This is a genomic window from Burkholderia sp. Ac-20344 (genome assembly GCF_017104975.1).
Lineage (GTDB): Bacteria > Pseudomonadota > Gammaproteobacteria > Burkholderiales > Burkholderiaceae > Burkholderia.
On the sequence record NZ_JAAGPP010000118.1, the window covers coordinates 1 to 12,763 of the forward strand.

General features: G+C 66.9%; 11 protein-coding genes. 8 read left to right on the top strand and 3 right to left on the bottom strand.

The window, feature by feature from the left end:
* From G3N64_RS29060 to G3N64_RS29095, 8 genes are all read left to right on the top strand, one after another.
* A partial coding sequence (locus G3N64_RS29060; RefSeq protein ID WP_205787129.1) for an aminotransferase class III-fold pyridoxal phosphate-dependent enzyme occupies positions 1-444 on the top strand: 444 nt, incomplete at its 5' end.
* A 61-nt stretch (positions 445-505) separates the two neighbouring features.
* Positions 506-1,624 (top strand): polyamine ABC transporter substrate-binding protein, encoded by a 1,119-nt coding sequence (locus G3N64_RS29065; RefSeq protein WP_205787130.1) that lies wholly within the window; start codon positions 506-508, stop codon positions 1,622-1,624.
* A gap of 188 nt (positions 1,625-1,812) precedes the next feature.
* Positions 1,813-2,967, top strand: a complete 1,155-nt coding sequence (potA, locus tag G3N64_RS29070) for a polyamine ABC transporter ATP-binding protein (protein WP_205787131.1) — start codon at positions 1,813-1,815, stop codon at positions 2,965-2,967.
* A gap of 10 nt (positions 2,968-2,977) precedes the next feature.
* Entirely contained in the window at positions 2,978-3,964 is a 987-nt protein-coding gene (locus G3N64_RS29075; protein ID WP_205787132.1) for an ABC transporter permease subunit, read from the top strand.
* The gene (locus G3N64_RS29080; RefSeq protein WP_205787133.1) at positions 3,961-4,800 is read left to right on the top strand and encodes an ABC transporter permease subunit; all 840 of its coding nucleotides are present in this window, start codon (positions 3,961-3,963) and stop codon (positions 4,798-4,800) included. The genes G3N64_RS29075 and G3N64_RS29080 overlap by 4 nt, the downstream gene beginning before the upstream one ends.
* Positions 4,801-4,900: 100 nt before the next feature.
* Positions 4,901-6,487 (top strand): DUF3138 family protein, encoded by a 1,587-nt coding sequence (locus G3N64_RS29085; RefSeq protein WP_205787135.1) that lies wholly within the window; start codon positions 4,901-4,903, stop codon positions 6,485-6,487.
* Positions 6,488-6,598: 111 nt separating this feature from the next.
* Positions 6,599-7,903, top strand: a complete 1,305-nt coding sequence (locus G3N64_RS29090) for an FAD-binding oxidoreductase (protein WP_205787137.1) — start codon at positions 6,599-6,601, stop codon at positions 7,901-7,903.
* Between the two features lie 26 nt (positions 7,904-7,929).
* Positions 7,930-9,231: an FAD-binding oxidoreductase gene (locus G3N64_RS29095; RefSeq protein ID WP_205787138.1), complete on the top strand. Its 1,302-nt coding sequence runs from the start codon at positions 7,930-7,932 to the stop codon at positions 9,229-9,231.
* A 76-nt stretch (positions 9,232-9,307) separates the two neighbouring features.
* Here the strand turns inward: G3N64_RS29095 and gor are convergent, their stop codons facing one another.
* From gor to G3N64_RS29110, 3 genes are all read right to left on the bottom strand, one after another.
* Complete coding sequence (gor, locus tag G3N64_RS29100) at positions 9,308-10,666, bottom strand: glutathione-disulfide reductase (RefSeq protein WP_205787139.1); 1,359 nt, start codon at positions 10,664-10,666, stop codon at positions 9,308-9,310.
* A gap of 242 nt (positions 10,667-10,908) precedes the next feature.
* On the bottom strand, positions 10,909-11,133 hold the full coding sequence (locus G3N64_RS29105; protein ID WP_205787140.1) for a hypothetical protein: 225 nt from the start codon (positions 11,131-11,133) through the stop codon (positions 10,909-10,911).
* A gap of 372 nt (positions 11,134-11,505) precedes the next feature.
* Positions 11,506-12,627 (bottom strand): porin, encoded by a 1,122-nt coding sequence (locus G3N64_RS29110; RefSeq protein WP_205787141.1) that lies wholly within the window; start codon positions 12,625-12,627, stop codon positions 11,506-11,508.
* Positions 12,628-12,763 lie beyond the last annotated feature (136 nt).

Here is a 12,763-nt window from a genome sequence, read left to right on the forward strand (position 1 = left end):
ATCATCGACAACGGCGAATTCAACCACGGCCTCACGTACTCGGGGCACCCGGTTGCCGCGGCCGTCGCGGTCGCGAACCTGAAGCTGCTGCGCGACGAAGGGATCGTCGAGCGCGTGAAGACCGACACGGGCCCGTACTTCCAGGCGCTGATGCGCGAAACCTTCGCGCGCCACCCGATCGTCGGCGAAGTGCACGGCCATGGCCTCGTCGCGAGCCTGCAGCTTGCCGAAGCGCCGGCCGAACGCCGCCGCTTCGCGAACGGCGGCGACGTCGGCACGATCTGCCGCGACTTCTGCTTCAACGGCAACCTGATCATGCGTGCGACCGGCGACCGGATGCTGCTGTCGCCGCCGCTCGTGATCTCGCGCCAGGAAATCGATGAACTCGTGTCGAAGGCGAAGAAGGCCGTCGATGCAACCGCCCAGCAACTGGGTATTTCTTAACGGCCTAGCCTACAGGCGTGCGGCGGGCGCCGCACGCTGCCATAACCAGGGGAACTCCACCATGCGTGCCTGCTTTCTTCGCCAAGCCTGTTCCGTTGCCGCCCTTGCCGCCGCGGCCGCGTTCACGTCGGTCGCCAGCCCGTCGGCGCGCGCCGCCGACGAGCTGAACGTCTACAACTGGTCCGACTACATCGCACCCGACACGATCCCGAACTTCCAGAAGCAGACGGGTATCCACGTCAAGTACGACAACTACGACAGCGACGACACGCTTCAGGCGAAGCTCCTTGCCGGCAGTTCGGGCTACGACATCGTCGTGCCGACGTCGAACTACATGGCCAAGCAGATCCAGGCCGGCGTGTACCAGAAGCTCGACAAGTCGAAGATCCCGAACCTCGCGAACCTCGATCCGCTGCTGATGAAGATGATCTCGGACGCCGATCCGGGCAACCAGTACGGCGTGCCCTGGGCCTACGGCACGGACGGCATCGGCTACAACGCGCAGGCGGTGAAGAAGGCACTCGGCGACAAGGCGCCCGTCGACAGCTGGGCACTGGTGTTCGACCCGGCCAACATGGAGAAGCTGAAGAGCTGCGGCGTGTCGTTCCTCGACCAGGCCGTCGACGTGTTCGCCGCCACGCTGCAATACATGGGCAAGAACCCGAACAGCACGAACCCCGGCGATTACCAGGCTGCCTTCGAAGTCCTGAAGAAAGTCCGCCCGTACATCACCCAGTTCAACTCGTCCGGCTACATCAACGACCTCGCGAACAACGACGTGTGCGTCGTGCTCGGCTGGTCGGGCGACGTCGGCATCGCGCACCGCCGCTCGGCGGAAGCGAAGCGCTCGTACGACATCAAGTTCTCGAACCCGAAGGAAGGCGGCCTGCTGTGGTTCGACGTGATGGTGATCCCGAAGGATGCGCCGCACCCGGAAGCCGCGCTGAAGTGGATCAACTACGTGTCCGATCCGAAGGTCAACGCGGCGATCACCAACACGGTGTTCTACCCGACCGCGAACAAGGCCGCGCACCCGTTCGTCACGCCGGCCGTCGCGCAGGACCCGACCGTCTATCCGCCTGAAGACGTGCTGAAGAAGATGGTGCTGATGAAGCCGATGCCGGCCGACATCCTGCGCCTCGAGAACCGCCTGTGGGCCCAACTGAAGACCGGCCACTGATCGCCATGCATTCCGGCGGCGCAGGCATCGCTTCACGCCTGCCCGCCTGAGATCCGCGGACCTCCGTCCGCCCGCGCGCGTCGCGCGCACTGTTCCATCCGGCACGAGCCGTTGTCCGTGAGTCGCATTGCGCGCCTCGCGCGGGGACGCTCACGCCTGCAATCCGTGAAGAACGAATGGTGAATCCCATGCAATCGATACCCTCTTCCGCAGCTGCACGACAGACCCAACCGGCCACCGCGGCCCGTACGCAAAACGACGCGTTCGTGCGCATCGAAAACGTCGTGAAGAAATTCGGCGACAGCACCGCCGTCGACAACGTGAACCTGACGATCGCGAAGAACGAGCTGTTCGCGCTGCTCGGCAGCTCGGGCTGCGGCAAGTCGACGTTGCTGCGCATGCTCGCCGGGCTCGAGACGGCCACCTCCGGCAAGATCTTCGTCGACGGCGAAGATCTTGCGTCGCTGCCGCCGTACCGCCGCCCGGTGAACATGATGTTCCAGTCGTACGCGCTGTTTCCGCACATGACGGTCGAATCGAACGTCGCGTTCGGCCTGAAGCAGGAAGGCACGCCGAAGAACGAAATCAAGGAGCGCGTGACCGATGCGCTCGCGCTCGTGCAGATGAGCAAGTATGCGCAGCGCAAGCCGCATCAACTCTCCGGCGGCCAGCAGCAGCGCGTCGCGCTCGCGCGCTCGCTGGTCAAGCGACCGAAGCTCTTGCTGCTCGACGAGCCGATGTCCGCGCTCGACAAGAAGATCCGCCAGAAGACCCAGCTCGAACTCGTGAACATCATCGAGAAGGTCGACGTGACCTGCGTGATGGTCACGCACGACCAGGAAGAGGCGATGACGATGGCGAGCCGCCTCGCGGTGATGAGCGAAGGCAAGATCGTGCAGATCGGCGCGCCGGGCGAAGTGTACGAGTTCCCGAACAGCCGTTTCTCGGCCGAATTCATCGGCTCGACCAACCTGTTCGAAGGCCGCGTCGTCGAGGACGAACCCGATCACATCTTCGTCGAGAGCGACGACCTCGAAGCACGCATGTACGTGAGCCACGGCGTCACGGGCCCGCTCGGCATGCCGGTCGGCATCTCGGTGCGCCCGGAACGCATTCACGTGTCGCGCGAGAAGCCGGGCTCGAAACACAACTGGGCACGCGGCGTCGTGACCGACATCGCGTACATGGGCAGCTACTCGCTTTATCACGTGCGCCTGCCGAGCGGCAAGACGGTGGTATCGAACCTGTCGAGTTCGCACCTGATGAACGACAACGCGCCGGCGTGGAACGACGACGTGTTCGTGTCGTGGTCGCCGGCCAGCGGCGTCGTGCTGACGCAGTGAGGACGACACGATGAGAACCTCCGCTTCCACTCCGTCCGCGCCGGTGTCGACCGGCGCCGCGCGCACCGGCGCCGGCCGCTCCCGCCCGGGCCGTTTCGACCTGCTGTCGCGCTTCCTGCCGTCGGGCCGCAGCGTCGCGATCGGCGTGCCGTTCGTGTGGCTCGCGATCTTCTTCGCGCTGCCGTTCGTTCTCGTGCTGAAGATCAGCTTCGCCGACCAGGTGATGGGCATCCCGCCGTACACGTCGCTCGTCGAGTTCAAGGACGGCGTCGTGCACTTCGCGCTGCAGCTGTCGCACTACGCGTTCCTGCTGCAGGACGACCTGTACGTCGCGACCTACCTCAGCTCGCTGAAGATGGCCGCCGTATCGACGGTGCTGTGCCTGCTGATCGGCTATCCGATGGCGTACTACATCGCGCGCTCCGAACCGAACCGCCGCAACGTGCTGATGATGGCCGTGATGCTGCCGTTCTGGACGTCGTTCCTGATCCGCGTGTACGCATGGATCGGGATCCTGAAGGATGACGGCCTGCTGAACCACACGCTGATCGCGCTCGGCATCATCCACACGCCGCTGCGGCTGTACCACAGCGACGCGGGCGTCTACATCGGGATGGTCTATTCGTACCTGCCGTTCATGGTGATGCCGCTGTACGCGCACCTCGTGAAGATGGACCTCACGCTGCTCGAGGCCGCGTACGACCTGGGTGCCAAGCCGTGGGTCGCGTTCACGCGGATCACGCTGCCGCTGTCGAAGAACGGGATCATCGCCGGCAGCCTGCTGGTGTTCATCCCGGCGGTGGGCGAGTACGTGATTCCTGAACTGCTCGGCGGCGCCGACACGCTGATGATCGGCCGCGTGATGTGGGATGAATTCTTCAACAACATGGACTGGCCGATGGCGTCCGCGGTGACGGTCGCGATGGTGCTGCTGCTGCTGGTGCCGATGGCGCTGTTCCAGTACTACCAGGTCAAGGAACTGGAGGACGCGAAATGATCAAGCCGAGCAAACCGCTGTCGACGGGCGTTCTCGCCTTCGGCTTCCTGTTCCTGTACATCCCGATCATCAGCCTGGTCGTGTACTCGTTCAACGAGTCGAAGCTGGTGACGGTGTGGTCGGGCTTCTCGCTGAAGTGGTACTCGGCGCTGCTGGAGGACGACGAGCTGCTGACCGCCGCGTGGCTGTCGCTGAAGATCGGCCTGCTGACGGCCACCGCGTCGGTCGTGATCGGCACGTGGGCGGGCTTCGTGCTCGCGCGCTTCGGCCGCTTCAAGGGCTTCACGCTGTATACGGGGATGATCAACGCGCCGCTGGTGATTCCGGAAGTGATCCAGGGCATCTCGCTGCTGTTGCTGTTCGTTGCGCTGGAGCAGATGTTCGGCTGGCCGAAGGGGCGCGGGATGGTGACGATCTGGATCGGCCACGTGATGCTGTGCGTGTCGTACGTGGCGATCATCGTGCAGTCGCGCGTGAAGGAGATGAACAAGTCGCTGGAAGAGGCGGCGCTGGATCTCGGTGCAACGCCGCTGAAGGTGTTCTTCGTGGTGACGCTGCCGCTGATCTCGCAGGCGCTGCTGTCCGGGTGGCTGCTGTCGTTCACGCTGTCGATCGACGATCTGGTGCTGTCGGCGTTCCTGTCGGGGCCCGGCTCGACGACGCTGCCGCTGGTGGTGTTCTCGCGCGTGCGGCTGGGGCTGAACCCGGAGATGAACGCACTGGCGACGCTGTTCATCACGGCCGTGACGATCGGCGTGATCGTCGTGAACCGGATGATGATCGCACGCGAACGGCGCCGCATCGCCGACATGAAGGCGGCGTTCGCGGTGGCGTGACCGCCCCTTTTCCATTCATCGATAACAAGACCCGCGCGCCGCGCCATGCGGCGCGCGAACCGATCGCAAGTTGACAGGCGCACGACAAGGAGAATCCGCAATGAAGAAGAAACTGATCTGCCTGCTGGTGGCCGGCGCGTTGCCGGGCATCGCGCTGGCCGGTTCCACATCCGCCGAGATCAAGGCGCTGCAGGCGCAGGTCGCGGCGCTGCAGAAACAGATGAAGGCGATGCAGGCGCAACTCGCCGCGAAGCCGGGCGGTGCGGCAGTCGCAACGTCCGGCGCGAGTGCCGGTACGGCCGGCGGCGGCAAGGTCGTCGCCGTGGCCGCCGATCCGGGCTCGCCGGATTACGGCCGTGCGCAGGCCGCGCTGACCAACGACGAGGTCAGCGAAATGAAGCAGCAGATCGCGAACCAGCAGCTGAAGGTCGACTCGCTGACGGACGCGGCCAACACGGGCCCGCTCGCCGGCCTGTCGGTGACGGGCTACATCGACCCGACCTACATCTACAACCGCGCGGCCGGCACGTCGTCGTTCCTGTTCGCGAACCACGAGAACGCGTACAACTACTTCAACAGCACGTTCGGCGATCTGTACCTCGACATCAAGAAGACGTTCGGCGTCGGCCCGATGGCGCCGTCGGCGGAAATCACGCTGATGCCGAACCGCGGCAACGGCATCACGCTGCTGCAGAACTCGCGCGGCTCGATCACCGACAACCTGCTGAACACGGCGGTCATCAACGTGCCGATCACCGCGTCGACCACGCTGGTCGCCGGCCTGATCCCGAGCTTCGGCGGCTACGAGGTGCAGCAGTCGAACCAGATGCTCACGCTCACGCACAACCTGCTGTACGATTTCTCGGATCCGGGCAGCTACGTCGGCGCGGGCGCGAACTACACGAAGGGCAACTGGGCGTGGAAGTTCTTCGTCGGCAACGAGCAGTACCGCACGTACGGCTCGGTCACGCAGACGGGCACCAACGCGCTCGGCGATCCGATCACGACCAGCAACAAGGTGCCGACCTTCACCGCGCGCGCGGACTATACGTGGTCGAGCGCGCTCGACATCGGCGGGTCGATCAACATCGGCCGCCAGACGCTGGCCAGCGCGATCGACGATCAGGGCAACGTGCATTACGGCCCGGGCGGCGCCGCGCCGAAAGCGTACGGCACGTTCTTCTTCGGCGAGGTCGACGCGACCTACACGCTGGCCGACATCCAGTACAACGCCGAGCTCGACTACGGCCAGCAGCAGCATGCGGCATACAACGGCGGGCTTGCGCAATGGTATGGCCTGTCGCTGCTCGCGCACCGCAAGTTCAACGCGCCGGTGGTCGGCCGCATGGGCGTGACGCTGCGCTACGACGCGCTCGTGAACAGCAAGAACGGCGGCGGCGGCGGCGGCATCGCGCTGAACAGCAACGGGATGGATCCGTACAACGGCTTCGGCGTCGATGCGGACTGCCGCGCGACGTCGCAGGCGAACGGCGGCCTGGGCTTCGAGTGCAAGGGGGCCGTGCGTCAGGACGTCGCGCTCGACCTGCTGTTCTATCCGACCCAGCAGATCACCGTGAAGGTCGAATACCGGCACGACTGGGCGAACAACAAGGTGTTCCTGCGCAACGACGGATCGTACGGCAAGTCCAACGACCTGCTCGCGACGCAGTTCATCTATTCGTTCTGATGCAGTTCGCGCGGGACGCCGTGCCGCGCGCACGGCGTCCCGCGCCGTTTCTACCGGCCGGATGACGGTGCGCCCTGCACCGCCGCCGGCTGCAACGAGGGAGTCGGATTCATGACGCAGTCTTTCACCCGCCGCGCCGATGCGCTCGCGCGCGACTCGTACTACGAAGCGACGGCCGTGCGCCCCGCCGTGGACGACCCTGCGCTCGACGGGACGATCGACGTCGACGTCTGCGTGATCGGCGCCGGCTTCGCCGGCCTGTCGACGGCGCTCGACTGCCGCGCACGCGGGCTGTCCGTCGCGGTGATCGACGCGCACCGCCCCGGCTGGGGCGCGTCGGGACGCAACGGCGGCCAGGCGATCACCGGCTTCGCGAAGGACGAGGAGATCGAACGGCAACTCGGCGCCGACGGCGCGCGCGCCGCGTGGTCGCTGTCGCTCGACGGCGTCGCGCTGATCGCCGAGCGGATCGCGCGCTACGGGATCGACTGCGATTTCACGCGCGGCTACCTGACGGTCGCGACGAAGCCGCGCCGCATCGACGACCTGCGCGCGTGGATGGATGCCGCGACGTCGCGCTGGGGCCATCCTTCGCTCGCGTGGCTCGATACCGCCGAGATCCGTACGCGCATCGCGTCGACCCGCTATCTGGCCGGCGTGCACGATCCGCTGTCGGGCCACCTGCATCCGCTCAAGTACTGCCTCGGCCTCGCCGATGCCGCGCGCCGCGAGGGCGTCGCGCTGTACGCGCATACGCCCGCGCTCGACGTCGTGCGCGGCGCGCGGCCCGTCGTGCGCACGCCGTCGGGCGACGTGCGCTGCCGCTTCGTCGTGTCGTGCTGCAACGCGGGCCCCGGCGGCGTGCTGCCGGCCGCGACGGCCGCCCGCATCGCGCCGATCGCGTCATACATCATCGCGACCGAGCCGCTCGGCCAGGCGCGCGCCGACGCGCTGATCGCGCAGCGCGAAGCCGTGTGCGACAACAACTTCTTCCTCGACTATTTCCGGCTGTCGGCCGACCACCGGATGCTGTTCGGCGGCCGCGCGAATTCGGCCGGCGCGTCGCCCGCCACGCTCGCCGAAACGATCCGGCGCCGCATGGCCGGCGTGTTCCCGCAGCTCGGCGACGTGCGCGTCGACCACGCGTGGGGCGGCTTCGTCGACGTCACGCGCAACCGCGCGCCGGATTTCGGTGCGCTCGATCCGAACTTCTTCTACGTCCAGGGCTTCAGCGGGCACGGCGTCGCGCTCACCGGCATCGCCGGGCGCGCGGTCGCCGGCGCGATCGCGGGCGACACGCGCACGTTCGACCTGTTCGCGCGCCTGCGTCATCGCCGGTTCCCCGGCGGCGACGCCTGGCGGCAACCCGCGCTCGAACTCGGGATGCTGTACCACCGCGTGCGCGAGCTGTTCTGAGCCAAACTTTTTCCGTTCTCCTGACCATGCAGACATTCGCCAACCAGCCGCACGTCGCGTCCTACTACGCGGCGACCGCCAACGATACAACCCGCCACGCACCGCTCGCCGGCACGACCGATGCCGACGTGTGCGTGATCGGCGCGGGCCTCACGGGCCTGTCCGCCGCGCTCAACCTCGCCGAGCGCGGCCATTCGGTGATCGTGCTCGAAGCGTCGCGGGTCGGATGGGCGGCAAGCGGCCGCAACGGCGGCCAGCTGATCGGCGGGTTCGCGTGCGACATCGACACGTTCGGGCAATTCATGCCGGAAGGCGACGTGAAGCGCATCTGGGACATGGGGCTCGAAACGCTGTCGCTCGTGAAGTCGCGCATCGCAAAGCACGACATCGACTGCGCGCTGGTGCCCGGCTACCTGACCGCCGCGAACACCCAGCGCGACGCCGACGCGCTGAAACGCTGGCGCGACGAAGCCGCGAAGCGCTTCGGCTATGACCGCTTCCACTTCGTCGAAGACGACGAACTCGGCGACTACGTGCAGTCCGAGCGCTATTGCGGCGGCCTGTACGACCCGGACAGCGGCCACCTCCATCCGCTGAACTACACGCTCGGCCTCGCCCGCGCGGCGACCGATGCGGGCGTGCGCCTCCACGAGGACAGCTGCGTGACGCGCGTGCGCGACGTCGCGGGCGGCCATGTCGTCGAGACGAGCGGCGGCAACGTGCGTGCGCGCTTCGTCGTGCTCGCGTGCAATACCTTCGTCGGCACGCTCGCGCCCGCGCTGTCGAAGAAGATCATGCCGGTCGGCACCTACGTGATCGCAACGGAACCGCTCGGCGACGCGCGCGCCGCCGCGCTGATGCCGGCGCGCGCGGCGATCTGCGACAGCCGCTTCGTGCTCGACTATTTCCGGCCGGCGCCCGACACGCGGCTCGTGTGGGGCGGCAAGGTCAGCTATTCGACGCGGGAGCCGCGCGATCTCGCCGCGGCGATGCGCGCGGACATGCTGAAGACGTTCCCGCAGCTCGCGGGCGTGAAGGTCGATTACGCGTGGGGCGGCTTCGTCGACATCACGATGAACCGCGCGCCGCACTTCGGCCGCGTCGCACCGACGATGTACTTCGCGCAGGGGTTCTCGGGGCACGGCGTGAACACGACCGCGCTCGCGGGCAAGCTGATCGCCGAGGCGATCAATGGACAGGCGAGCCGCTTCGACCTGTTCGACAAGATCCGCCATCGCGACTTCCCGGGCGGCGAGGCGCTGCGCACGCCGGCGCTCGTGCTCGCGATGAGCTGGTACCGGCTGCTCGACGCGTTCGGCGTGCATTGAGCGGCGGCGGGCCATCGGGATCATGGCCGCGCCGCAGCACGGCCGTCTCCTCCGCTGCCCGCGCGTGCCGCTGCCGCTAGTCGGCCACCTTCTGCCGCATCGTCACGAACTCCTCGGCCGCGGTCGGATGGATGCCGATCGTGTCGTCGAACTGCGCCTTCGTCGCGCCCGCGCGAATCGCGATCGCGATGCCCTGGATGATCTCGCCCGCATCGCGGCCGACCATGTGCGCGCCGACCACGCGCTGGCTGTCGCGCGCAACGACGAGCTTCATCAGCGTGCGTTCGTCGCGGCCCGACAGCGTATGGCGCAGCGCCTTGAACGACGTACGGTAGATGTCGACGTCGCCGTCGTACAGGTCGCGCGCGGTCGACTCGGTGAGCCCGACCGTCGCGACCTCGGGCTGGCTGAACACCGCCGACGGCACCCATTCGTGATCGGCCGCGACGCGCGACCCGCCGAACAGCGTGCGGGCGAGCAGCCCGCCGTCGCGCGTCGCGACCGGCGTGAGCTGCGGCCGCGACGTGACGTCGCCGATCGCATGGATCGACGGCACCGACGTCGCCGAATACGCATCGACGGCAATCGCACCGCGCGCGTCGAGCATCACGCCCGCCTGTTCGAGCCCGAGGCCGTCGACGTTCGGCACGCGGCCGGTCGCATAGAGCACCGCATCGTACGGCCCGTGCCGCGCATCGCCGGCGCGCACGCTCAGCGTGCCGTCGTCCGCGCGTTCGATCGACTCGACCATCGAGCGCGCGTGGATCGCGACGCCCTGCTTCGTCATCTCGTCGGTCAGGAACTGCCGCACGTCGTCGTCGAAGCCGCGCAGGATCTTCTCGCCGCGATAGAACAGGTCGACGTGGCTGCCGAAGCCGTTGAAGATGCCCGCGAACTCGACCGCGATATAGCCGCCGCCGACCACCGCGATGCGTTCGGGCCGCGCGGCGAGCGACAGCGCCTCGCGCGACGTGATCGCGTGCTCGATGCCGGGCCGCGCCGGCAGCGACGGGCGCGAGCCGGTCGCGATCGCGATGTGGTGCGCACGGATCGTGCGATCGCCGATCGCGACCGTGTGCGCATCGACGAGTGTCGCGCGCCCCGCGTGCATCTCGACGCCCGATTGCCGCAGCAGGTTGATGTAGATGTCGCTCAGCCGGTTGATCTCGCGATCCTTCGCGGCGATCAGCGCGGGCCAGTCGAGCGTGCCGGCGCCGAAGGTCCAGCCGAAGCCCTTCGCGTCTTCGACTTCATGCGGGTAGTGCGACGCGTAGACGAGCAGCTTCTTCGGGATGCAGCCGCGCAGCACGCAGGTGCCGCCGATCTGCTCTTCTTCCGCTATGCCGACGCGCGCACCGTACGACGCGGACATGCGCGCGAGCCGCACGCCGCCCGAGCCGGCGCCGATGACGAACAGGTCGTAGTCGAAATCCATCGCATCCCCTCATCGCAGTTCGGATGAAGGCACGATAGCAAGATTCCGGCATTCTTGCGGCGCACGGTGCCGCTACGCGCGCCCAATAAAAAACGGCGAGAGACGTTGCCTCTCGCCGGTCAAACCAGCTGCCGGGTGTGCCATGCGTCACCGATCGACCGCATGCCCGACCTGCCGGCTGCGCGGCACCGGTCCGCCCGGGCGCGCGAAGGGCGCGCCCACGGCCGGACCAGCCGCCATGCTCATGCCTGCGACGTGTCGCTGCCGTCCGTCGCCTGCGTGTCGTCTGCCTGCTGCGGCTGCGCTTCCTTCTTCTCGAGCATGCCTTCGATCGCTTCCGCCCCCTTGAAGCCGGCGATGGCCGCCGCCGCCTTGGTCAGCAGGCCCGCATCCGGATCGACCTTCTCCGCTGCCTCGACGGCCGCCACGGCGCCGGCGATTTCACCCACGGTGTTCAGGATACCCATCGTCATCCCCTTTCAAGAAAATCGTGAGTCATCGTCCCACGAAAAAAAACCGGTGAACCGCGATTGTCATCACCGGATACACAAGTTACGCACGAGGCCGGCCGCACTCGCCGAGCGTGACCGGAGCGACGCCCGCGCGTGCCTGGCGGCACGCGACGGACGATGCAGGCAGCGTAGCGGAAAGCCTTCGCGCGCACTGTAAAAGTATGTTCTGGATTGCCGACGATCGCCTTACGGCGCGGGGATCGCGTGATGAAGCATTCGCCGAATAGTCGTGCGCGCGCATGAAGGTCGTGTGATGAAAAAAAGAGGCGCCTCGGCGCCCCTTCGATGCATGCCGGACGACTGCCGGCACATGCGTTCCGACGTTCGTCAGAAGATATTGCGCAGGCCGATCGCGATGCCGGTCTGGTTGCTGCGGCCCGGCAGCTCGACGTTCGCCGCGCCGTTCGTCTTGTTGAAGTCGACGGTGCCGTAGACTTCCGTGCGCTTGCTGAGCGCGTACTCGGCAATGCCGACGATCGCGTAGCGGTTGCCGCTCGCGAGCGTGCCGTTCGTGGTCATCGCATTGCGCATGTGGTCGTAGTAGAACGCGCCCGTCAGCGTCAGCGGCGCGCTGACCTGCCAGCTCACGCCCGCGAACGGACCGTCGTCGATCCGGCCGGTGCCCTTCGCGACCGGGATCGACTGCTGCGCGAGCAGGCTGTCGACGAAGCCCGTATCGTCCTTCGAGCGCAGGTAGCCCGCGTAGATCTTCGCCTTGCTGAACGCATACACGACGTTCGCGTGGTAGATCGTCTGCTTGCGCGCCGAGTTGTCGCTGTTCTGCTGCGCGCCGGCCGCGATGCTGAGCGGGCCCATCACGTACGACAGCGACACGCCCCAGGCATTGCCCTTGCCGAGCGAACCCGGGATCTGGCCCGAGAAGCCGCCGGCGCCGGTCGATTCGTAGTTGGTGCCGGTCGAGTACATCGCCTTCGCGGTCAGTCCCTCGAACTTGCCCGTGTACTTGATCTGGTTGTCCGCATACAGGCCGCCGCCGAGTGCGACCGGCAGCCACGCGTTTTCGAGGTAGTTACCGACCGTCAGCGGATCGTAGGTGTCCGACAGCAGGTCGAACAGCGGCGTCTTCTGGCGGCCGAGGGTCACCGTGCCGTACGGGCTCTGCAGGCCGACGTACGCTGCGCGGTTGAACAGGCGGCCGCTGTCGGCGAATGCGCCGTTCTGCAGGTTCACGCCGCTTTCGAGGTTGAACACGGCCTTCAGGCCACCGCCGAGGTCTTCCGTGCCGTAGATGCCGAAGCGGCTGTTCGTGATCGCGCCGTTGCTCATCGACAGCAGGCCGTCGTTCTTGGCGTTGGCGTTGGTCAGGTAGCGGATGCTGGCGTCGGCGACGCCCCAGAGCGTGACCGAGCTTTGTGCGGCCGCGTACTGGCTGGCAAATGCGAGCGCGGCGCCCCCTGCGATGGCTGCGAGTCGGGTGGTCTGCTTCATGAGCTTGCCCTTTTGTAGGTGTCTCCATTCATGGCCGGCCGCGTGCGCAGCCGGGTGGCGATCGCTCACGTTCTTGGCGCGCGCGATATGCGCCTGAATCATATGACGAGTGTCATCGCTGAAAGAAATTGAAATG